Genomic DNA, 22,495 nt, shown 5'->3' with positions numbered 1-22,495 from the left:
CGACCTATCGGTTCATCAGCGGAAATATGTCCCGCACGACGCGAATGCTGGCAGGCAGCATCAGCACGCCGATCATCGTCGGCAACATGCATACCACAAGTGGAATGGAAATGAGAACCGGCAGCCGGTGGGCCTTTTCCTCGGCCCGCATCCGGCGCTTTTCGCGCATTTCATTGGCATAGACGCGCAAGGTCGACGACATGCTGGTGCCCAGCTTGTCCGACTGGATAAGCAGCGTGGTGAACGAACGGATCTCGTCGACCCGCGCCATGTCGGCCAGGCGCCGGAACGCCTCCTCTCGCGTCGCGCCGGCGCGCAGCCGCAGCACCGCGATCGACAGCAGTTGCGAGACCAGCGGGTGCGATTTCACCATTTCGCGGCCTACCCGGTCCATCGCCGCCTCGATGCCAAGCCCCGCCTCGACACAGACGAGCATGAGGTCGAGGCAGTCCGGAAAGCCGTTGACGATCTCCTCCTTGCGCCGGTCGGCCTTGGCCTGGATGAAGAGGTTGGGCAGGTAGAGCCCCAGCACGCCCATCAGCGAGCAACCGAGATAGAGCGTGAGGAACGACGGCGTTTCCTCCGAATAGGCGAACATCAGGACCACGAAATAGAGCGGCATCATGATCATCACGCCAAGCCGGGCGAGCGTGAAGATGCGCGGCGCTGCCGGGTGCGTGTAGCCCGCGGCGATCAGCCTGTCGCGCAGGCGCTCGTTCTTGGTGTCGGTGAGGTCGAGGCCCGTCCGCTCGATCATGTCGGCCAGGCGCGCCCAGGCGTTCTGGTTCTCGCGCTGGCGCAGGCTCGTTGCGCTTTCCTCCACCATTACCGCGTTGGAATTGGCGATCTGCTGCAACCCGGCCCGCACCTGCGACCTGCGGTTGACGACACCGATGACGATCATCGCGACGCCCGCGACGATCACGAAGATGCCGAACAGCGTCGCCATCCGGGCCGCCTGGTTGGAAAGGATGAGATCGAGCATGGTCAGACCTTCAGGTTGACGAGCTTGCGGATCCAGAAGAACCCGATGCCATAAAGCGTGAGAAGGCCGATGAAGCCGACGATGAACATCGTCTCCTGCGCGACGCTGAGGTAGAATTCCGGGTTCACCGTGAACAGGCCGAGGAAGGCGACGATGGGCAGGATGGTCAGCATCCATCCGGTCATGCGCCCTTCGGAGCTGAGCGCGCGGACCTTCATGAAGAGGCTGGCGCGGGCGCGGATCACTTCGGACAGGTTCTGCAGGATCTCGGCCAGGTTGCCGCCGGTCTCGTTCTGGACCGACAGGCTGACGACGAACATGCGGATGTCCTCGAGATCCCAGCGATCGGCCATCGCGCCGAGTGCATCGGTCAATTCGGCGCCGTAGGATACCTCGTCCGAAACCAGGCCGAATTCGCTGCCGATCGGGTCTTCCATCTCTGTCGTCAACAGTTCAATGGCCGAAGCGATCGGATGGCCGGCACGCAGCGCGCGCACGAAGACGTCGAGCGCGACCGGGAACTGCTCCTCGACCTTCTTGCGCCGGCGCTGGGCGATCGAACTGATCACCATCAGGGGCAGGAGTATGGTTGCGCAGACGGCCAGCGCGAAGGCCAGGACGAAGGTTCCCGCCGAAAATGCGATGCCCGCCCCGCCGATCGCGAGGAGCAACAGCGCCATGACCGCGACGAAGGCGCCCATCATGAAGAAGATGGCCTGCGTCGCCGCAACCGGCAAAGCGGCGGTCATCATCGTCTTCTCGAGCTTCTTCGCCGGACCGACCATAAAGCCGGGCAAGCTGGTCAGCTGTCGCGGCGTCGCCTTGCGCAGGCGGGACATGATTTCCTCGCGTGAGGCACCCTCGCGGATCATCTTCAACCGCTTGTTGACGGCGCGCGTGTGCGCGGTTCGGCTGAACGACCAGTCGAGGATGGCCTGCGTCGCCAGGAACACCGCCCCGAAGACGGCCAGCAACGCGATGATCTTGAAGAGGAAGTCCAGCATCTCAGTTCATGTCGAAGTCGGGGCGGAACAGTTCGGACGGCAGTTCGATGCCGGCGGCGACCGCTTCGGCGTGGAACTTGGGCCGGATGCCGGTCGCCTCGAACCGGCCGATAACGTTGTTGTGTTCGTCGCGGCCGGAAATCTTGAACCGGTAGATTTCCTGCATCGTGATCGTTTCGCCCTCCATCCCGGTCAGTTCCGACAGGCTGAGCACCCGGCGCCGACCGTCCGAAAGACGGCCGACCTGCACCACGACGTTGATCGCCGAGGCGATCTGCGCGCGAGAGGACTTGGCGCTGATGTCGATGCCGCTCATGCCGATCATCTGCTCGAGACGCGAGAGCGCGTCACGCGGGGTATTGGCGTGGACCGTGGTCATCGACCCGTCGTGACCGGTGTTCATCGCCTGAAGCATGTCGAACGCTTCGCCGGCACGAACTTCGCCCACGATGATGCGGTCGGGCCGCATGCGCAACGCGTTCTTGACGAGATCGCGCTGCGTCACCTCGCCCTTCCCCTCGATGTTCGGCGGGCGGGTTTCGAGCCGGGCGACATGCTCCTGCTGCAGCTGGAGTTCGGCCGAATCCTCGATGGTGACGATGCGTTCGCGCTCGTCGATGAACGAGGACATTGCGTTGAGCAGCGTCGTCTTGCCCGAGCCGGTGCCGCCCGAGATCAGCACGTTGCGGCGCGAGGCGACGACGGCGCGCATGACGTGCGCCATCGGTTCGGGGACCGAGCCAAGCTCGATCAGGCGGTCGATGCCGATGCGCTTCTTTGCGAACTTGCGGATCGAGAGCAGGGAACCATCGACCGCCAGCGGCGAGACGATGGCGTTGACGCGGCTGCCGTCGGCAAGGCGGGCGTCGACGAAGGGCGAGCTTTCGTCGATGCGGCGGCCCACGGCGGACACGATCTTCTGGATGATCCGCATCAGGTGGCGGTCGTCCTGGAACTCCGTCCGCACCCGTTCGAGCAGGCCGTTGCGTTCGACGAAGACGGTCTGCGGGCCGTTGACCAGGATGTCGGTGATGGAATCGTCCTGCAGCAGCGGTTCGAGCGGGCCGAGGCCGAGCAGTTCGTCGAGCACGTCGTCGACGAGCGCCGTCCGTTCGGTGCGGTTGAGCGGTTCGTGGCGCTGCGTCAGGATTTCGCCGATGATGTCGGACAGTTCCGAGCGGATCTGTTCGCGCGGCATCTTGTCGAGCGCGGAGAGATTGATCTTGTCAAGCAGCGCACGGTGGATCGAGACCTTGAGATCGAGCGCGCGGCGCTTCGCCTCGTCCTGTTCGCCGTCGAGTGTCTGCAGCGGCGCGGGCTTTTCCGGCGCGACTGCCTCGACTGCGTTTTCCGCCCGCTTGACCGACCATTTCATCTGTTAGTTCCCCACGACCCTGTCACAGATCTGATCGGCCAGCCGATCGATGTCCTTCACGAACGCCGACTTGCGCCCGGATTCCGACAACAGGACCCCCCGATCCTGTGCCATCTGCAGATCGCCCTTGTCGCGCGCGACCGTGGCCGAAACCTCGCGGCTGAGCGTGTCCGCCACTTCGCTGACGCCGATGGGCTGGAAAAGCTTCTTTTCCACCCGGTTGACGATGATGCGCACGTTCTCCCGCCCGACCTGCATGATGTCGAACAGCTCGATGACCCGCTTGGTCTGCCTGAGACCGGTGATCGACTGATCCGTCACGACCATGATCTCGTTGCAGGCGAGCGCAGCCGACAGGGTCCAGTTGGTCCAGTTCGACGGCAGATCGAGCAGCACGAAATCGAAGGTCTGCCGCGCCACGTTGACGAGGTTGAGCAGGCGATCGACGTCCACTTCTTCCAGCGGCGCGATCTGCGACGGCGCGCCGATCACGAAAATACCCTGTGGCGCGGCCACGGCGGCATCGCGCACGAGGTCGCTGTCGAGCCGCTCCGACGCTTCGAGCAGGTCGAGCACTGTCGTCTGCGGATTGAGCCCGAGGTAGTTCGCGACCTGACCGAACTGCAGGTCGAGATCAATCACGCAGACTTCGAGCGGCCTTCCGTTGCAGTCGGCCATCGATTCCGCGAGATGCGTGATCAGCGTCGTCGCCCCGACTCCGCCGGCCGCCCGCACCACCGAAACCATCGGCGCCAGCGAACCGTCGTGCGCGGGCGCATGGCGGGCAGCGACCTCGATCAGTTGACCGGTCAATTCCCCCACGTCAAACGGCAGCGTCGCAACGTCGGCAATGCCTTGGCGGATCAGGGTCCGCGTCATCCGCAGGTCGGCGTGTTCCAGCGCGACGATCACCGGCAGCGACGGACGCCGCGAGCGGACATCGAAGAGCCGAGCCATCGAATCCGGCTGGCCGGGATCGACCTCCAGCACCAGGATCGACGCCTTGCTCAGGATATCGGACGAGACGTCTTCGGTGACCGGTGACGCAACGAGGTTGATGCCGTCGCCAAGCGACGCCTTCAAGGCCGCCGCATGCTGCGACTGTGCGACCGCATAGATACCGGAGGGCAGTTTTCGATTCATCCCGCTTCCAGTTTGCAAGATAACTTCATGTTTCCCCATCGTCTCAACTCGCTACCGCCCCGTCTCCGTCTTCCATCGTCAGGGAATAGGAGAATGTCGGGTATTTGACCAACGCGTCCTCAAAAAGGCTCAAGGTGATCGGACGATAGGTCAAACCGGTTAATTTGACGGTAACGATGGGAGCGATGTCGGGCAGTTGACATTCCGGAGGCACAACTGTCTTGCCACCGCTCGTCGATGTGGTGCAGTCCGAAGTGCGGCCAGGATCTCCCAGGTAGCCTATTCCGCTGCCCGCGTACTCGATCAGTACATTGGACGGACCGATCCTTTTCGAAGCCACGCGCATCCGGCTGACGATATTGTCGAAGGCCGCGGAATTGAACGTCGTTCCGCTGGCCGCAGAACAGACGCCCGATGCCGGCGTACTGGCACAGGTACATTCTGTACTGGTGCAGGTAAGCGGTCTCATCGCTTCGGCACAGATCGTATCCCCGGCCTTCAAAGGGCCGCTGGCGCCGGGACAGGTGATCAAGGAATAATCGGCAGTTTTCAAGGGCGTGGCGACGACCTGCGTTGCCACCGCGTAACGCGCGCCCAGTTGCACGGCCTTTTCGTACTGGTTGAGGATCCAGACGTAGCGCCCCACGTCGATCACGCCGAAAAGCAGGAGCAGCGCAGCCGGAAGCACCAGCGCAAACTCTGCGGCGCTCGCTGCCCGGGTCTCTGTCCACAGACGCATCATGCGCCGATCACCGGCGAATTCTCGCTCGCCGCCAGCGCGACAGACCCGGCGGAAAAGCCCAGCGTGCCCAGGATCGAACGATAGGGCATGCCAACCGCCGACACCTTGACGATGGCGCCCGCCGTGCCCAGCCCACTGTAGATACCGGTACTGACGAACGCCCCGCAATTGGGCGTCACCTGAACCTTCGACTCGTCCCAGATTGGAAGTCGCTGATAGCCGACGCCATCGGGGCGTCCGGTGCGGATGACGTTGCGGATCTTGGTGTTGGCGGTGCCGGTCGCGAAGTTGGCATCGCAAACGGTGGCATAATCCAGCCTTGCCGCATACCGCGCTCCATCGCGGACGGCCTGAATGAGTTTCTGCTCGTTCCAGAAATAGTTGCCCGCCTCCATCGAGATGAAGATCAGGACCAGCATGATCGGCATCGCCAGCACGAATTCCGATGCCGCAGCCGCCCGATCGGAGCGCAGGAACATGCCGATCCTTGTCATCGCAGCAGCACCGCCTTCCGCTTCGCGAACGTCTGGAAGGTGGTTCCGCCGGGGATGCTGGTTTCGCCGATGACCTCGACGTAAAATTCCTTGTCAGATGCCGAGGTCAAAGGCGGCTCGACCAAAAAAACGTCGATATAGCGCAGGATGTCGACCGGCGAGCGTCCGTTCAGGCCAGTGCAATCCACAGCCGCAAGGCTGAGCACGCGCCGATCCTTTGTCGTGGTCGGCAGAGTCATGCTCGCGTGCTTTCCGATAGGCTTCGGATAGGCGCAATAATACTTGTAAGGCTTCTTGCTGATGTTCTGCGCGACGAGGCGCGGCGTCAGACTGGAAGGATTGGCCTTCTGCCAATTGTAGACGTCGTATCGGGTCGCCGACGCGGTGAGCGCACCACCCGTTACCGCCCCGACAGTCGACCCGTAATTTGCGCTGAAATAGCTTGCGATATCCCAGACCTTGTTGCCGATATTGCCGGTATGACTGTTGTCGCGCGGATAACCGGGGCTGGAAGCACCGGCCAAGTCCGCATCGCTCATGGCGACCCAACCCTCGCCACCGCCGTTGGCCTCCGCCGCGGCGGTGTTGCCGCTGATCGGGTTCGACGGGCAGGTAAAACTGGCCGGGTCCGTATTGCTGCTGATCCGGTAGACGCGGTTCTTCGTGGTGTTCGAGGCCGGGCAAAAGGTCCCGCCCGCCAGGCAGTCGCTGCCGACATCGAAGCGGGACGCCAGCGCGCCCGCCTCGGGTGAACGCACGCCCGGTTCGGAATCGACGGTTTCGCCGGTGCAGGACGGGTTCGCGACTTCCCAGCCCAAGCTGGTGTTCGGGTTGCCGCCAACCGGCGAGGGATAGGGAAAATCCAGAAATCCGAAAATGCCCGGCGTCAGCGACACCGATTCCGCGTCCGTCGCATCGGGTCCGGCCTTGCTGTTCGGCAGCATGTGCAGCATCACGCCGGTGCCGCGATCGGGCGACGTGCCTGTTGCGTCGTTTGCGCCAAAGTTCGCGTTCGGCACGCAAACCATAAGGGGCGGGACCTTGCAAAAGGCGGATTCGACCGAAGCCATCGCCGACGCCCCGGCCCGCCCCACGATCGCACCGACAATGGGCGTCAGCGCGTAACGCAAGGCGCGCTGGGTTATCGAAACCTGGACAACTTCAGCCTCGGACGAATCGGATGCCGTCAGCGCCACCGGATTGGTGGGCTGATCGTTGACGTAATCCTCCCAGAACGCAAAGCTCACCTGGGTGATGGAACGCGTGTCGCCATCACCATCGTCATCGATGTTAGACAGCCGCGTCTGATTGACGTAAGCGCCGCCCGCCTTTGCGAAATAGTTGTTGACCGCCGCTTGGGCGCGCGTGATCGAATCCGCCTTGCCATCCAACTGGCTCGCCGCCGCCAGCGCTGCCTGGTCGGCCGCGTTCTGCAATTCGGTGTCGAGAGCCATGACGCGGGCATAGTCGAAGCCCACGCCCGCCATGCCGATCAGCCCGAACAGGGAAAGGGCATAAAGCGGGGCGATCGCGCCCGTGTCGTCCTTGCTGAACCTGCGAAAGACCATAGACCTGCGGGCGACCGGCGCCCCTCCTCTATCACTGGGTCTCCGTCGACCGAACCTCTTCGGGCTCCTCCACGTTGCCCTCGCGGTAGTCCTCGATGCCGTTGACGGCCCGTTCGGCGTTTCCTTCCATCGGAGTATCATACTGCGGATCGGGATCGACCACCATGGCCGAGAACGTCATCCGGTTCGCTTCGCCGAAGTCCGCCTCGTCGAGATGGCCGGCGCCTGGGCTGTAGTACGTCGAGCACCCGGCCAGACCCAGCGCCGCCACGGGGACGAGAAGCTTAATATTCATAGCCGGGATCCTTCTGGCTGGCATTGGGCGCAAGCTTGACCGGCTGGTAGTCGTCGCCGACCAGCAGGGTTTCGAGGGTGTCCGGGTTTTTCACCCGCTCGGTCGGCAGGCGGACCTGGTCGGGCCGGATCGGCTTCACCAGGCGCGGCGTGACGACGATCAGCAGCTCGGTCTCGCCCTTCTGGAAGCTGGTCGAGCGGAACAGCGTGCCGAGGATCGGGATCGAGCCGAGCAAGGGCAGCTGGCGCACCGACGTCGTGTACTCCTGCCGCAGCAGGCCGGCGATGGCGAAACTCTGCCCGTCGCGCAGTTCCAGCGTCGTCTTCGCCCGCCGCGTCTGCAGGCCCGGAACCGAGATCCCGCCCACTGTGACGGATGCCGAGGAATCGATCGAACTGACTTCCGGTGCGACGACCAGGTTGATCACCCCGTCGGACAGGACCGTCGGCGTGAAACCGAGGCCGACGCCAAAGGGCTTGAATTCGACCGTGATGGCATCGCCGTCACCTTGCGAAACGGGGATCGGGAATTCACCACCAGCAAGGAACTCCGCCGGTTCGCCCGACAGGGCGACCAGCGTCGGTTCGGCCAGGGTCTTCGACAGGCCCTTGCGCTCCAGCGTATCAAGGTAGGCATCGATGCTGAGATCGCCGATCGAGAAGATCGTGTTCAGCACGCCGTAGGCCCCGCTGACCGCCGCGAGGCCAAGATCGCCATCCGGCGGCGCGATCGACGCGCCGTCGCCGACCGCGAAATTGACATCCTTGCCGATCCCGAAACCGCGCACGCCAAGCTGCTGGCCGATGTTGCGTTCGACTTCGGCGAAGCGCACCTCCAGCATGACCTGCTGGCTGCCGCCGACCGACATCAGGTTGACGACGGAGTCCTTGGCAAAGACCTTGGCGATCTGCACCGCGCGGGCCGCCGCGCCGGCGTCGGACACGGTGCCCGACAGGATGATCTGGCCGCCGGAAATGCGCGCATCGACCTGTTCGCCTGGCAGCAGGTCCGCCATTTCGCGGCGGATGCCGTCGACGTCGGGGCCGACACTGATGTCCATCACCGCGATGACGCGATTGGCCCGGTCATAAAGCGTCAGGCTGGTCGTGCCGGTTGCAAGGCCAAGGACGTAGATCGAGCGATCCGAAATCGGCATGACGTCGGCCACGGCGGGATTGCCGACCATGGCCCTTGCGATCGGGCGGTCGGCGGTGACGACCTCGCTCTTGTTCAGCGAGACTTCCAGCGAACCGGCGTGCAGCCCGGCATCCTGCGCCAGGGCCGGCATCGGCCCGAGGCTGGCGCCCGCCAGGGCGATGGCGATCAGCGATCGTTTCAACATGATCTCAATTCCCCCCAAGACGGTTGACCGAATAATCGGTCACGGCCGTGCCGCGCACCACGGTCATGCTCGGCCCGCTCGGACGCGGGCGCACGACGGGCCCCGACGATGCGGCCGGCGCCGATGGCGCGGGCGGCGCAGATACGTAGACCGGCGCGGGTGCAGGAGCACTGGCCGCCCCGCCGCCGTAATTCCCCCGGATCGGGCTGACATCGCGGGTCAGCACGGCGACATTGGTCGCAACCTCGGTCTGCTCGCCCTTCACGTTGCGCAGGACGACGCTCATCTCGCCCATCTTCTGGGCCAGGGTCAGCTTCTGCGCGCCGTAGAGATCGACGAGCAGCGTGGCCGTGCCGGCAAGGCCGGGCTCGGTCGCCGCCTCGCTCTGCACCGTGCCGATGGCGAGGACCTGCACCGCTTCCATGATCACCTCGGTCACCTTTTCACCGTCGAGATCGCGGGTCAGCAGCACGTCGACGATGTCGGCGGGGCGGACGAAGCCCGACACGGCGTTGTTGGCGTTGATCGGGATCGACATGGCGCGCATGCCTTCGGGCAGCTTGGCCGAAAGGACGGCGCGGCCGCTCAGCTTGTCGGCCAGAATGGGTTCGCCCGGAACGATGGGGCGCAGCGCGACCTGACCGCCCTGCAGCAATTCCTCGACCGAGAAATAGGCGCCGACCGGAACGGCGTTGGCGGGAAAATTCTGAAGCCGGACGTTTTCGGCCGTGAGCGGGCTGCCGAAATCGAGCGGCTGCGTGGCAACGACGATGCGGGCGAGCTGCTCCTGCTGCGCGGCGCGTTCCTGCCGCTCCTCGACCCCCGAGAAATAGGAATTGGCGAGAACCACCGCGACGAGACCCAACCCGACCGCGATCAGGATATAGATCAGGTTTCGACTACCCATTGTTAAACCCCCCGTTCGACCCCGAAAACCTAACAGGTCATCGCCCCTGGGCCAAGCCGTGCCATAACGCACGGAACGAATCTTATCAAATTGAAACAGTTATTTTGTTAACAGCGACAGTCATGATGCTTACGAACCATCAATCAAAAAGGGCCCCGCCGGCTTGCAGCGAGGCCCTTTCGAAGTTCATCAAAAGATACTCTAGATCAGCATTCGTCGCCGGTGCTGCCGGTCTTCGAGGCCGTTGCAGTTGTAGGATTTGCGCAAGCGTACACGTCGATGGCGGCGTTATCGACAGCGCTCTTCACGTTGGCACCCAAGACCAGCGCGGCGGCGCCGATGCCGACGCCGACGACGGCGATGATCAGCGCGTATTCGGCGGCCGAGGCGCCGGCTTCGTCAGCAACGAAATTCTTCAGGAAAGTCTTCATGTCATTCACCCCTAAAACCGCATGACGCACCCATGCGTGTCCAAACCATTCTTCACGAGACCGGCCCGTAATTTCCGGATCCCTTGCGACCGATGAAGAGGAACTTGCGCAACAACCTCAGGTGTTTCGCCGGACGCCCCCGTGTCGGCACCCCCTGAATCTGCGGTTCGGCACCCCGAAAAGCAAACAATTACCAAGTCGTTAAAAAATTCCAGAAAGCACAACGGCTTAGCGAAAATCAAAAATAACGAGTGCCGTCATTTTCGTGTGCGGGGACCGACTCGGCTTTCCGCCGAATCGACAGGCCACTGATTTTCAAGGATAAAGGTTGGCGATACCGGCCGCGAAGGGCCAATTTCGTCGCAGATCGGCACAGAAGCGGCGAAATTAACCGTGAAGACCATCGATTCGGCCATCAAGCGCGGCAGCACGGGCAATATAGGCCCGCGCCCATTCGGGCGTGCTGTGCGGCAGGGCATGGGGCGGGAAAAAGGCCAGTTCCGCGATTTCGCGCCCGTCGGCGCGGGGTGTTGCGGTGACGGCGGTGGCGAACACGGTCACCTCGTTGCGCGCGCCGTGCAGATCGATGGTTTCGGTGTGGACGACCGTCAGCGTCCCGGCCTGGAGGGCGACTTCCTCGGCCAGTTCGCGCCGCGCGGCGGTTTCGGGATGCTCGTCCTTCCTTACCCCGCCCGTCGGTACGTGCCATTCGTGGCTCTTGCGATAGGTATGGCGCACCATCAGCACCGCGCCGTCCGCATCGCGTGCGACGATGGCGCAGCCGCGCAGCGAAGGCTTGCGCCATGCCCACCAGCGTCGCCGGAGCTTTTCGGCCACCCGCAGCAGCAGGCGATGCACCGGCCGCGGCAGCAGGTGGGCCAAGGGGATGTCAGGCAAAACAGGTCACTTCGCCGCGCGCGCGCGACAGCAACCGCGCCACCGGCAGGTCGTTGCCGCCCTTCGCCGCCTCTTCGAAAACGGCCAGCTTGTCCGCCCCGCGGATGACGAACATCAGCGCTTCGGCACTGAGCAGCTTGGGCAGGGTCAGCGTCACCCGGTCGAACGGCGCTTCGGGCGGCAGGGGATCGGGGGTCAGGCGGCGGACCTGGCGGTCGTCGTCCGCCTGCGGATCGGTGTTGGGGAAAAGCGAGGCGATATGCCCGTCGGCCCCCATGCCCAGCCACGCCAGCGCGAAGTGCGGCGGGGCGGCATCCTCGGTCAGTTCGACGATGCCGGCCCCGGTCTCGGCCATCGCCTGCGCCAGCCGCCCATAGTTGCTGGCCGGGTGATCGGTAGGGACGCAGCGGTCGTCGCCGGGCCAGATCTCCAGCCGCGACCAATCAAGGTCGCGTTGTGCCAGTTCGGCCAGGATCGGAAACGGCGTCGATCCGCCCGGAACCGTGATCGCGACCGTGCCTGGCCTCTGGTCGAGGAGATGGCGCAGCCGCTCTGCCAGCCAGTCGGCGATCTCGATGTCGGTGGCGTCGTGGTGAAAGGCGATTTCGGTCAGCATGTCAGAGTCCTGCGGCGGGAGGCGTGACTTGCCCATTTGGGTCTTGCCTCGCGCTTGCCAACCCCGCGGCGGGGCGATCGGTCGCAATCGAACGGGCGCTGGCCGAAAACGTGCGGTCAGGCAGGCAGCACCGGCTCCGGCGCAGGGCGGCGCGTTAGGCGCAGCGCCTTCTGAATCTTCGGTTCTGCCAGAGCCACGGCAAAGGCCACGGCCAGCGCGGCGACGACCGCGAGCACCAGCCCTCCCCCGGACCAGACGACCAGCCGCATGACCGGAAAATGCGTGGCGTAGAGCGGGAACGAGATGCGGCCCAGCCAGATTCCGATCAGCCCCGCCTCGTGCCGCAGGCCACCTACCACGATTAGCGGGCAGGCCACCGCGACGAAAAGGAAATTGTAGAGGATCGACGCGTGGCCCAGCCACATAGCCAGTGCGAAGCTGATGGGCATGAACAGCATCGCCAGCAGTGGCGGCACCTTGACCGGCGGACGGTCGCGCCAGGCACGGTAGAGCACGACGCCAAGACAATAGGCGAAGATGACGCGCGGGAACCCGGCGAGGAAGTTGGCCGGCTTGCCGCCGCCGGGGTTGACCCCGACCTCCATTTGCACGGCGCTGAACGCTAGCCCTGCCAGGAGGGCGATGACCAATACGGCCCTCGTCGACAGACGATGCAGGAGCGCCGCGTGCAGGACGTTGGCGAAAAGTTCGAAGAAGATCGACCACGCTGGCGGATTGAGCGGGTAGGCCTTGTCCGACAGGGCGACGACCGGCAGCAGCAGCAAGTTGGCGACGAACAGCCATCCCGCGAATTCGGGCAGCGTCGGCTTGGCCAGCATCGCCGCCAGCGCGATCACCCCGCCGATGGCGAGCGGAGGCCAGAGCCGGACATACCGCATGGCCAGAAACCTGCGCGGGCCCATGCCATCGCGCAGCGCCGGCTCGAAGGCGCGGGCCATGACATAGCCCGAGAGCACGAAAAAGAAGTCGACCGCGAGGTAGGCATTGCCGAAGCGCACCAGCCCGGGCTGGAAATGCACGAAATGCGTCAGCACGACGCAGATCGCCGCGATCCCGCGCAACTGGTCCAGCCCGGTGAGGCGTGCGTTGGTCATGCGAAGTCGTGTCGTCCCGGCGCGTCCCTCATGGCGCGCCGGAATGCCTAGCACGTGCGGCGCAGAGGGCAAGCGGCGGCCCGGCCCTACGGCCGGACCGCGGGTTTGCCAATCTTACGCGGCGTCGGCCTTGCGGCGGGCCTTCTTGCGCTCGTGCGGGTCGAGGATCGCCTTGCGCAAGCGGATCGACTGGGGCGTGACCTCGACCATCTCGTCGTCGTCGATGTAGGCGATGGCCTGCTCCAGCGTCATGCGCTTGGGCGGGGTCAGGCGGATGGCGTCGTCCTTGCCGGTCGAGCGGAAGTTGGTCAGCTGCTTGGACTTGAGCGGATTGACCTCGAGGTCGTCGGGCTTGGCGTTCTCGCCGATCAGCATGCCCTCGTAGACCTTTTCCTGCGGGGACACGAAAAGGATGCCGCGATCCTCGAGCGCGTTGAGCGCGTAGCCCACCGCCTCGCCGGTGCAGTTCGAGATCAGCACGCCGTTCTGGCGGCCCTCGATCGGGCCCTTGTAGGGGCCGTAGCTGTCGAAGAGGCGGTTCATGATGCCGGTGCCGCGCGTGTCGGACAGGAATTCGCCGTGGTAGCCGATCAGCCCGCGCGACGGGGCGCGGAAGCCGAGGCGGGTCTTGCCCGGGCCCGAGGGGCGCATCTCGGTCATCTCGGCCTTCCGGCGTTGCATCTTCTCGACGACGGTGCCGGAAAACTCGTCGTCGACGTCGATGACGACGTTCTCGTAAGGCTCGGTGCGCTGGCCGTTCTCTTCGAGGAAAAGGACGCGGGGGCGGCTGATGCCGAGTTCGAACCCTTCGCGGCGCATCGTCTCGATCACGACGCCAAGCTGGAGCTCGCCTCGGCCGGCTACCTCGAAGCTGTCCTTGTCGGCCGATTCCGTGACGCGGATGGCGACATTGGTTTCCGCCTCGCGCATCAGGCGGTCGCGGATCATGCGGCTCGTCACCTTGTCGCCCTCGCGGCCCGCGAAGGGGCTGTCGTTGACGGCAAAGCGCATCGCCAGCGTCGGCGGGTCGATCGGCTGGGCGGCAATCGGTTCGGTCACCTGCGGATCGGCGATGGTGTTGGCGACGGTCGCCTTTTCCAGGCCGGCCAGCGCGATGATGTCGCCGGCGCGCGCTTCCTCGACCGGAACGCGCTCGAGCCCGCGGAACGAAAGGAGCTTCGAGGCACGGCCGGTTTCGATGACCTTGCCGTCCATGTCGATGGCGCGGATCGGGTCGTTGGTGCGGATCGTGCCCGACTGGACGCGACCGGTCAGGACGCGGCCCATGAAATTGTCGCGGTCGAGCAAGGTGGCGAGGAAGGTGAACGGCGCGTCGACGTCAAGCCCGGGAGCCGGGACATGATCGCGGATCAGTTCGAACATCGGCGTCAGCGAACCTTCGCGCGCATCGATGTCCTCGCTCGCATAGCCGTTGCGGCCCGAAGCGTAGAGGATCGGGAACTCGAGCTGCTCGTCGTTGGCGCCCAGGTTCACGAACAGGTCGAACACCTCGTCCAGCACTTCGGCCGGACGGCCGTCGGGACGGTCGATCTTGTTGACGACGACGATCGGGCGCAGGCCCAGCGCCAGCGCCTTGCCGGTGACGAACTTGGTCTGCGGCATCGCGCCTTCGGCACTGTCGACGAGCAGGATGACGCCGTCGACCATCGACAGGATCCGTTCCACCTCGGCGCCGAAGTCGGCGTGGCCGGGCGTGTCGACGATGTTGATGCGCAGCCCTTCCCATTCGATCGAGGTCGGCTTGGCGAGAATGGTGATCCCGCGCTCCTTCTCGAGATCGTTGGAATCCATCGCGCGTTCCTCGACGCGCTGGTTGTCGCGGAACGTGCCGGACTGGCGGAACAGCTGGTCGACCAGCGTGGTCTTGCCGTGGTCGACGTGGGCGATAATGGCGATGTTACGCAGCTCGGCGGACATGGTCGAAAGCCTCGGGGTTCGTGTCGGGGTCAGGATGCTTGCACACGCGGGCCTGAATCCGGGGGGCCTCAATCCGTCGACCCTGAATCCGTCAGCCCTGAATCCCCGCGGGGAAGCGCCGCGCGCCCCTAGCCCATATGATGCGGCGCAGCAAGCGCAGAAGCGTTGCAGCCGCGCAACAATGTGTCCTCTAGCCGGTGGAAAGTCACAAACCAAGATTGTCGGGATTCACCCAAAATCGTAGGCTCGAAGTCGGAAAAAAGCGGCGTAAGCACCAAAAACGTTACGGTTTTCGCCGCTTGCAGGGAAGAGGAACGATTACTCATGAAACCGATTCGCGTTGGCCATCTGGCAATCCGTTCGGCACTTTCCGCTGGCACGGCGCTCGTCGCACTCGGTGCGGCGCCTGCGTTTGCCCAGACGCAAGGTGAAATGGGCGCCGGCGATGAACCGGAGTATGCCGCACCTGCGAGCGGACCTGCCGAAGAGGCAGGTGCCGACAGCAACGCGATCATCGTCACCGCGACCAAGCGCGCCAAGACGCTGCAGGACACCCCCGTCGCCGTCACCGTCGCAACTGAGGAACTGATCGAGCGGGCCGAGATCCGCGACCTCAAGGACCTGTCGAGCATCGCGCCCTCGCTGCGCGTCACGCAGCTCCAGTCCAGCGCCAACACCAACTTCATCATCCGCGGCTTCGGCAACGGCGCCAACAACGCCGGCATCGAACCGTCGGTCGGCGTCTTCGTCGACGGCGTCTACCGCTCGCGCTCTGCCGCACGAATCAACGACCTGCCCGACCTGCAGCGCATCGAGGTGCTGAAGGGTCCGCAGTCGACCCTGTTCGGCAAGAACGCCAGCGCTGGCGTCATCTCGGTCGTCACCGCCGAACCGCGCTTCGAATTCGGCGGCGAGGCCGAAGTCAGCTACGGCAATTACAATGCGATCGTCGCCAAGGCCAACGTCTACGGCCCGCTGACGGAAACGATCGCGGCCTCGATCGGCGGAGGCATCAACAAGCGTGATGGCTATGTCCGCGATCTGGGCACCGGTGGGCGCACGAACGAGCGCGACCGCTGGTTCACCCGCGGTCAGCTGCTGTTCGAGCCCAGCGAGCTGATCAAGGTCCGCCTGATCGGCGACTACGAGAAGACCGACGAGAACTGCTGCGCCAACGTCCTCCTGCAACAGGGCGCGCTGGGCGCCGCCATCGTCGCGCCGCCGCCGTTCGGCCTGGGCGCCGGCAATTCGGATCCCGACGATCCCTACGCCGACGTCATCTATTCGAACTTCCCCAGCACCAACGACATCGAGAACTGGGGCTTTTCGGGCCAGGCCGACTTCGGTTTCGGTCCCTTCAACCTGACCTCGATCACCGCTTATCGCGGCGTCGATGCGATCACCAACCAGGACTCGGACTTCACCGGCGCGGATCTGATCAGCCGCAATTTCCAGGACCTGTCGATCCGGACTTTCACGCAGGAATTGCGCGCGACGGCAACGCTTGGTCCGGTCGACCTGCTGCTCGGCGCGTTCTACTTCGATGAAAGCATCGATCAGGCGAACCAGTTGCTCTACGGCGACGACCTGCGGGCCTTTGCCAATTTCGGCATTCTCGGCCTCAGTGGCGGTGCGCTCAGCGTGCCGGGCCTGGAAAGCCTGTTCGGCCGGCTCGTCGGCAACCCCGACGCCTTCACCAACCAGTTCTTCGTCGGCGACCGCGGCCTGACCGAGGCCTACACCCTCGACAACAAGTCGATCAGCCTGTTCGGCCAGATGGACTTCGAGGTGACCGACCGCCTGACCATTACCGCAGGCATGAACTACACGAAGGACAAGAAGACCTTCACCACCGACGTCACGACCACCGACGTCTTTTCGACCCTGAACCTCAGCCAGTTCGTGGCGGGGGCGACCGCGGCGGGCATCTCGCAGACCGTCGGCGGCTTGATCATGGCGCCGGGCGGCTTCGCCACCGCGGAACAGATCGCCGCCTTTGCCGCCGGCAATCCGGAACTCTATCAGCAGATCGCGACCGGGGCCGCCGCGGCCGCCGCGCCGATCGGTCGGCTCAGCCAGCTGCAATACCTGCCGCCCTTCCTCAACGTGCCGAACGCGGTCGAAAGCGGCAAGATCAGCGACGACGACATCTCCGTCACGCTGCGCGCCGCCTACGACGTGTCGGACAGCCTCAACGCCTATGTCACCTACGCCACCGGCTACAAGGCGCCATCGGTCAACCTGTCGCGCGACAGCCGGCCCTTCCCCGGCGACCGGGACGCAATCGTCGCGGCGGGGCTGACCGTTCCGAACCTGACTTACGGCAGCCGCTACGCCGAAGCCGAGGATTCGGAGCTTTGGGAACTGGGCCTGAAGGGCGACTTCGGCGTTGCCAACTTCACCTTCGCGCTGTTCCGTCAGACCATCACCGGCTTCCAGTCGAACATCTTCACCGGCACCGGCTTCTTCCTGACCAATGCGGGCAAGCAGCAAGCCACCGGTTTCGAGTTCGAAGGCAGCGTCCGCCCGGTCGAGCCGTTGCTGCTCGGCATGGCGGTCACCTACCTCGACAGCAAGTACAAGGACTTCCCAATTTCGGGCGTGGGCGACCTTACCGGCTACGACGTGGCCGGCGTGCCGCCGATCTCGGCGACGTGGTCGGCCCAGTACACGCACGAATTCGGCAACGGCAACGAGCTGATCGCGCGCGGCGACTACCACTACGAAAGCGACACCCCGCCGGTCGAGGGCCTGCCCGGCTTCATCTCGCTTGGCCAGGAAGCGGCGATTGCCGCCGCCGCCCAGTTCAAGCGCACGGTAAACGAGGTCAACGCCTCGCTGACCTACGCGATGCAGAACGGGCTTTCGGTCACCGCGTGGGGCCGCAACCTCACCAACGACCGTTACCTGCTGTCGATCTTCGACACGCCGATTCAGCCGCTGAGCATCTCGGGCTACCCGAGCCAGCCGCGCACATACGGCGTGACGGCTCGCTACAAGTTCTGATCGGTCTTTCGAAGGTCTGACAAGCAAGGGCCGCGCTCCCGTCCAAGGGGGCGCGGCCCTTGTGCGTAAGGGCGCCGTCGGGATTGGCAGGCACCGCGGGATCGCCGATAGTTGTTCAGGGGTCACCGGAAAACGGGGGTTATCGAATGAACTGGATGCTGCTGCCTTACGCGCGCTACTTCGATTTCGCGGGCCGTTCGCGGCGGCTGGAATACTGGATGTTCCAGCTCTTCGTGTTTCTGGCGTACATCGCGCTCGTCATCGCGATGATGCTGGCTGGCGGCGGCATCGATTTCGAGGGGGCGGAGGCAGCGCCCGGCCCGCTTCTGCTGATGCTGTTCCTCGTTGCTGCAATCTGGGGCATCGCCACGATCATCCCGGCCTTCGCGCTCACCATCCGGCGCCTGCACGACACCAATCGCTCCGGCTTCTGGATCCTCATCGGATTCGTCCCCATCCTGGGCGGACTGATCCTGCTCTATTTCATGCTGATCGAGGGAACCCGCGGCCCCAATTTCTTTGGCCCCGATCCGAAGGAAGGCCTTCCGCGCGGAGTGTGAGCAGGGGACTGGGTTTACCGTATCTTCGGCCGGAACCCGCGCGACAGCGGCCGGGGCGGCAGCGCCTACGCTGCGTGAGGCTATTAGAGGCTGCGCAAGGCCCGCGCCGGGCGGGCCGAGAGGACGGGTAACGAGGCGAGGCTGGCGGCCAGCACGATCAGAGCTGCCCCGCCGCCAGTAACCGTCAGCACGACGAGCCAGTCGGGCCGGAACGGAAACTCGAACAACCGGTCGATGACGAACCAGCCCGTTCCGGCGCCGATGCCCAGCCCGATAAGGCCGAGGAGAAGCGCGAGAAGCGCATAGCGCAGGACCAGCGCGCCGAGCAGCTGGCCCCGGCTCGCGCCCAGCACGCGCAGGATGACGGTATCGTAGGTCTCCCGCGCCCGCGCAGCCGCCACGGCGCCCAGCAAGACCGCGAGTCCGGCCAGCACGGTAACGCTGGCCGCCGCGAGGATCGCGACCGAAAGGCTCGACAGGATCTCGCGCGCCTGGCGCAGCACGCCGCCGATCTCGATCACCGAACTGGTCGGAAACCACTGCACGAGATAGCGCAGCAGCGCCCCGCCCTGCTGCCCCGGCGGCAGCGAGACGGATGCGGAAAGATTGTGCGGGGCATCGTCGATCGCACCGGGCGAGAAGACGAGGACGAAGTTGAAGCCCATGTCATCCCATTCGATCCGCCGCAGCGACGCGATGGTCGCCTGACGCTCCACGCCCAGCAGCGCGATGGTGATCGCGTCGCCGACCCTGAGGCCGAGCGCGCTAGCAAGGTCCTCGTCCACCGAAACCAGCGGCGGCCCCTTGTAATCGGCAGGCCACCAGCGCCCCTGGGTGACGACATTGCCGTCCGGCAGGTCGGCGGCATAAGTCAGCCCGCGCTCGCCGCGCAGCGCCCAGGCACCTTCGGGAATGTCCTTGAGGTCGCTGACCCAGGTGAGATTGTCCCGCGGCCCGTAGGCGAGGATCGCGCCGCGCAGCGACGGCACCGTTCGCACGTCGGCACCCGGTGCCTTTTCCTGAACTGCCGTGCGGAACGGTTCTGCACGGTCGCGCGGCAGGTCGAGCACGAAATAGTCCGGCGCGCGGGTCGGCACCGTCCCTTCGATATAGGCATCGAGGCTGGTCTGGATCGAGGCGATGGCGGCAAAGGCCGCCAGCCCGAAACCGAGCGCGGTGACCAGCGCCACCGTCGGCGCGCCGGGCCGGTCGAGCGCGGCAACGCCCGTCCGCAGCGCCAGTCCGCCCCGCGTGCGCGGCAATCGCGCCGCCAGCCTGCGCACTGCGATGCCGACCAGCGCCAGCAGCCCGAGCACCCCCGCGGCAGAGGCAAGGAAGGTCGCGGTCAGCAGGCGCTCTTCGGTCGTGGCCAGCGCCAGCGCGACGATGGCGGCCAAACCCGCCCCCACTGGCAGCGCGGCCTTTCGCCACAGCCCGCGCGGCGGCGCGATCCGCGCCCGCAGCAGCGCCATCGCCGTGACCGAGCGGCTTGCCAGGAGCGGCGGCGCGGCAAAGACCAGCGCGACGAGCAAGCCGAAGACCGCCGCACGCAGCAGCGCAACGGGATCGATGACGAAGCCCGCCTCGATCGGCAGGAAACCCTTGAGCAGCAGCGCCAGCCCCGGTACGGCCAGCAGCCCCGCGGCCAGCCCCGCGCCGATGCCGACGAGCGCCGCGACAAAGACCTGCAGCAGGTGGATGCGCAGCACGTCCTTGCTCGTCGCGCCCAGCACCTTGAGCGTTGCGATCGTCCCCCGCCGGCTTTCCAGCCACGAAGAGACCGCCCCGGCGATGCCGATCCCCGCGATGACCAGCGCAGCAAGGCCGACGAGGCCGAGGAACTGGCCCATGTTGCCGGTCAGCCGATCCGCGCCGGGCGAAGCACGATCGCGCGTGCGGCTGGTCCACCCGCCGGTCGGGAACTGCCTGTCGAACGCTTCGACCGCAGCGGAAGGGTCGGCGCCGGGCGGAAGCGCGACGCGGTACTTGGTCTGCGCCATCGAGCCGACCTGCACCAGACCGGTCCGCGCCAGCGTCGCATCGGAGACCAGCACCGGCGCGCCGAGCGCGAAACCCTCGGACAGGCGGTCGGGTTCGTTGCCGATGATCCCGGCGACGCGCACTTGCGCCTCGCCCAGGCGGATCGTGTCGCCGACGGCGACGTCCATCCGGTCGAGCACCCCGCGATCGACCCACGCGCTGCCCGGCGGCGGCGCACCGACCTTGCGGCCATCGGCGAGCGTCAGGCTGCCGTAAAGCGGATAGCGGCCATCCACCGATTTCAGTTGCACGGGCGAAACCGAACCGTTGGCGGCAGATGCCATGGCCTGCATCCGCATCCCCGAGGAGACGCGACCGAGCGAGGCAATCGCGGCCATCTCCTCTCGCGACGCGGCGCGGCCGTAGACGCCGAACTCGATGTCGCCGCCCAGGATCGCCTGCCCGCGATCGGCCAGTTGCGTCCGGATCGCCGAATCCAGCGTGCCGATCGCCGCGAGCGCGCCCGAGCCGAGGAACAGGCAGACGACCAGAAGCCGCAGCCCCCGAAAACGCCACGAAAAATCGCGCAGCGCCAGCCGCAGGGCGACCCGCCAGCCTTGGCGCGCTGGCTGCATCAGGCGAGCCGGTCCGACACGATGCGTCCGTCGGCCATCTCCAGCACGCGCTCGCACCGTTCGGCCAGCGCCGGATCGTGGGTGATCAGGAAGAGCGTCGCTCCGCTCGCGGCGCGGCGGGCGAACAGCAGGTCGACGATCTGCGCCCCGGTCTCGCTATCGAGGTTGCCGGTCGGCTCGTCGGCGAAAAGAAGCTGCGGATCGGGAGCGAGCGCGCGGGCAATGGCGACGCGCTGCTGCTCGCCGCCCGAAAGCTGCGCCGGGTAGTGATCGAGCCGGTGGCCGAGACCGACCGCCGCCAGCTCCTCTGCCGCCCGCTCGAACGCACGGTCGCGCCCGGCCAGTTCCAGCGGGGTCGCGACGTTTTCCAGCGCCGTCATCGTCGGCAGGAGATGAAAGGCCTGGAGCACGATGCCAATCCGCCCGCGCCGCGCCCGCGCCAGCGCATCTTCCGACAGGCCCGAAAAGTCCTCCCCCGCCACGACGAGGCTGCCGCCGCTCGCCCGCTCCAGCCCCGAAAGCAGCGCCATCAGCGAGCTCTTACCCGAACCCGACGGGCCCAGCAGGGCGACCGTCTGGCCCCCCGGCACGACGAGATCGATGCCCCTCAGGATCGATACGGGCGCGGACGTGCCGCCCAGTTCGAGCCGGAGATCGTTTGCGGTGATGGCGGGAACGGAGCCGTGAGGGGAGCTTTGCATGCCGTGGGCAAGATTGGCATGAAGCGGCCACGATACAAGGAACCGGTCAGCGATGAATTCTTTGATTCTGTCACGATGTCTGCAAAAAAGTGCCTTGCTGGGCGCGGCCCTGCTGCTCGCCGCCTGCGGCCAGGGCGATGCCGGCGGCGCAGCGGCGAAGACGTCGTCGACCGGGACCGATGCGCCGGTCGGTCGCCCGGTCCTCGTGCTGGCGCTCGGCGACAGCCTGTTCGCGGGCTATAACCTCTCCCGCTCCGAGGCCTATCCGCAGCAGCTGGAACTTGCACTGCGCGACAAGGGGCTGAACGTGCGGGTGCAGAACGCGGGCGTTTCGGGCGACACCACCGCGGCGGGGCGGCAGCGGCTCGCGTTCGTGCTCGATTCGATGACGACGAAACCCGATCTCGCCCTCGTCGAGTTCGGCGGCAACGACATGCTGCGCGGCCTGCCCCCGGCGGAGGCGAGGAAAAACCTGGAGGCGATCGTCGCCGAACTGGACCGGCGCGACATCGAAGTCGTGATCATGGGCATGCGCGCCGCGCCGAACCTGGGCAGCCGCTACGTTTCCGAATTCGATGCGATCTACCCGGATCTCGCCGAAAAATACGATGCGGAACTGGTGCCGTTCTTCATCGAGCCGCTGATCTTCAACCGCTCGCTGGTGCAAAACGACCAGATCCACCCGACGGCAGACGGCGTGAAGGCGATGGTGGAACACTCGGTCGACGATATCGCAGAGGCGCTGGAGTGACCGCCCCGCC

At 65.5% G+C, this 22,495-nt stretch carries 21 protein-coding genes; 3 read left to right on the top strand and 18 right to left on the bottom strand.

Translation table 11 applies throughout. The features are described 5' to 3' along the window. Positions 1–4: 4 nt before the first annotated feature. The 16 genes from J2X37_RS08965 to J2X37_RS08890 all read right to left on the bottom strand — a co-directional run bounded on the left by J2X37_RS08965 (position 5) and on the right by J2X37_RS08890 (position 15,178). Positions 5–985, bottom strand: a complete 981-nt coding sequence (locus J2X37_RS08965) for a type II secretion system F family protein (protein WP_310020185.1) — start codon at positions 983–985, stop codon at positions 5–7. A gap of 2 nt (positions 986–987) precedes the next feature. Then, complete coding sequence (locus tag J2X37_RS08960; RefSeq protein WP_310020183.1) at positions 988–1,989, bottom strand: type II secretion system F family protein; 1,002 nt, start codon at positions 1,987–1,989, stop codon at positions 988–990. Between the two features lies 1 nt (position 1,990). After that, complete coding sequence (locus tag J2X37_RS08955) at positions 1,991–3,364, bottom strand: CpaF family protein (RefSeq protein ID WP_310020181.1); 1,374 nt, start codon at positions 3,362–3,364, stop codon at positions 1,991–1,993. A gap of 3 nt (positions 3,365–3,367) precedes the next feature. Beyond that, entirely contained in the window at positions 3,368–4,507 is a 1,140-nt protein-coding gene (locus J2X37_RS08950) for an AAA family ATPase (RefSeq protein ID WP_310020179.1), read from the bottom strand. 43 nt (positions 4,508–4,550) lie between these two features. Next, on the bottom strand, positions 4,551–5,249 hold the full coding sequence (locus J2X37_RS08945) for a TadE/TadG family type IV pilus assembly protein (RefSeq protein WP_310020176.1): 699 nt from the start codon (positions 5,247–5,249) through the stop codon (positions 4,551–4,553). Continuing rightward, positions 5,246–5,728, bottom strand: coding sequence for a pilus assembly protein (locus J2X37_RS08940; RefSeq protein ID WP_310020174.1), 483 nt, complete (start codon positions 5,726–5,728; stop codon positions 5,246–5,248). The genes J2X37_RS08945 and J2X37_RS08940 overlap by 4 nt, the downstream gene beginning before the upstream one ends. A gap of 11 nt (positions 5,729–5,739) precedes the next feature. Further along, complete coding sequence (locus J2X37_RS08935; RefSeq protein ID WP_310020172.1) at positions 5,740–7,311, bottom strand: pilus assembly protein TadG-related protein; 1,572 nt, start codon at positions 7,309–7,311, stop codon at positions 5,740–5,742. 31 nt (positions 7,312–7,342) lie between these two features. After that, positions 7,343–7,606 carry a hypothetical protein gene (locus J2X37_RS08930; protein WP_310020170.1) on the bottom strand — a complete coding sequence of 88 codons (264 nt, stop codon included), beginning with the start codon at positions 7,604–7,606 and terminating at the stop codon, positions 7,343–7,345. Beyond that, the gene (locus J2X37_RS08925; RefSeq protein WP_310020168.1) at positions 7,596–8,948 is read right to left on the bottom strand and encodes a type II and III secretion system protein family protein; all 1,353 of its coding nucleotides are present in this window, start codon (positions 8,946–8,948) and stop codon (positions 7,596–7,598) included. The genes J2X37_RS08930 and J2X37_RS08925 overlap by 11 nt, the downstream gene beginning before the upstream one ends. Positions 8,949–8,952: 4 nt before the next feature. Beyond that, positions 8,953–9,855, bottom strand: a complete 903-nt coding sequence (cpaB, locus tag J2X37_RS08920; protein ID WP_310020166.1) for a Flp pilus assembly protein CpaB — start codon at positions 9,853–9,855, stop codon at positions 8,953–8,955. A gap of 206 nt (positions 9,856–10,061) precedes the next feature. Next, entirely contained in the window at positions 10,062–10,286 is a 225-nt protein-coding gene (locus tag J2X37_RS08915) for a Flp family type IVb pilin (protein ID WP_310020164.1), read from the bottom strand. A gap of 387 nt (positions 10,287–10,673) precedes the next feature. Beyond that, entirely contained in the window at positions 10,674–11,144 is a 471-nt protein-coding gene (locus J2X37_RS08910) for an NUDIX domain-containing protein (RefSeq protein WP_310020162.1), read from the bottom strand. Between the two features lie 31 nt (positions 11,145–11,175). Beyond that, positions 11,176–11,796, bottom strand: coding sequence for a 6-phosphogluconolactonase (locus J2X37_RS08905; protein WP_404979613.1), 621 nt, complete (start codon positions 11,794–11,796; stop codon positions 11,176–11,178). A gap of 119 nt (positions 11,797–11,915) precedes the next feature. Beyond that, positions 11,916–12,914: an acyltransferase gene (locus J2X37_RS08900; protein ID WP_310020158.1), complete on the bottom strand. Its 999-nt coding sequence runs from the start codon at positions 12,912–12,914 to the stop codon at positions 11,916–11,918. Positions 12,915–13,028: 114 nt separating this feature from the next. Next, complete coding sequence (typA, locus tag J2X37_RS08895) at positions 13,029–14,852, bottom strand: translational GTPase TypA (RefSeq protein ID WP_310020155.1); 1,824 nt, start codon at positions 14,850–14,852, stop codon at positions 13,029–13,031. 128 nt (positions 14,853–14,980) lie between these two features. Further along, on the bottom strand, positions 14,981–15,178 hold the full coding sequence (locus tag J2X37_RS08890; RefSeq protein WP_310020153.1) for a hypothetical protein: 198 nt from the start codon (positions 15,176–15,178) through the stop codon (positions 14,981–14,983). Here J2X37_RS08890 and J2X37_RS08885 point away from each other — a divergent pair. Continuing rightward, a complete protein-coding gene (locus J2X37_RS08885; protein ID WP_310020150.1) occupies positions 15,177–17,858 on the top strand; it encodes a TonB-dependent receptor domain-containing protein in 2,682 nt (893 codons plus the stop codon). The two genes, J2X37_RS08890 and J2X37_RS08885, sit on opposite strands and share 2 nt — an antisense overlap. A gap of 146 nt (positions 17,859–18,004) precedes the next feature. Further along, on the top strand, positions 18,005–18,418 hold the full coding sequence (locus J2X37_RS08880) for a DUF805 domain-containing protein (protein ID WP_310020147.1): 414 nt from the start codon (positions 18,005–18,007) through the stop codon (positions 18,416–18,418). Between the two features lie 83 nt (positions 18,419–18,501). Here the strand turns inward: J2X37_RS08880 and J2X37_RS08875 are convergent, their stop codons facing one another. After that, positions 18,502–21,033 (bottom strand): FtsX-like permease family protein, encoded by a 2,532-nt coding sequence (locus tag J2X37_RS08875; protein ID WP_310020145.1) that lies wholly within the window; start codon positions 21,031–21,033, stop codon positions 18,502–18,504. Further along, positions 21,033–21,734 carry an ATP-binding cassette domain-containing protein gene (locus tag J2X37_RS08870; protein WP_310020142.1) on the bottom strand — a complete coding sequence of 234 codons (702 nt, stop codon included), beginning with the start codon at positions 21,732–21,734 and terminating at the stop codon, positions 21,033–21,035. The genes J2X37_RS08875 and J2X37_RS08870 overlap by 1 nt, the downstream gene beginning before the upstream one ends. A 52-nt stretch (positions 21,735–21,786) precedes the next feature. Between J2X37_RS08870 and J2X37_RS08865 the strand changes: the two genes are divergently transcribed. Further along, positions 21,787–22,485, top strand: coding sequence for an arylesterase (locus tag J2X37_RS08865; protein ID WP_310020139.1), 699 nt, complete (start codon positions 21,787–21,789; stop codon positions 22,483–22,485). The last annotated feature ends 10 nt before the right edge of the window (positions 22,486–22,495 follow it).

The organism is Croceicoccus sp. BE223 (assembly GCF_031457155.1).
Taxonomy (GTDB): Bacteria; Pseudomonadota; Alphaproteobacteria; order Sphingomonadales; family Sphingomonadaceae; genus Croceicoccus.
Note: the sequence above shows the minus strand (reverse complement) of the source record. Positions and strands in the feature narration are given on the sequence as shown.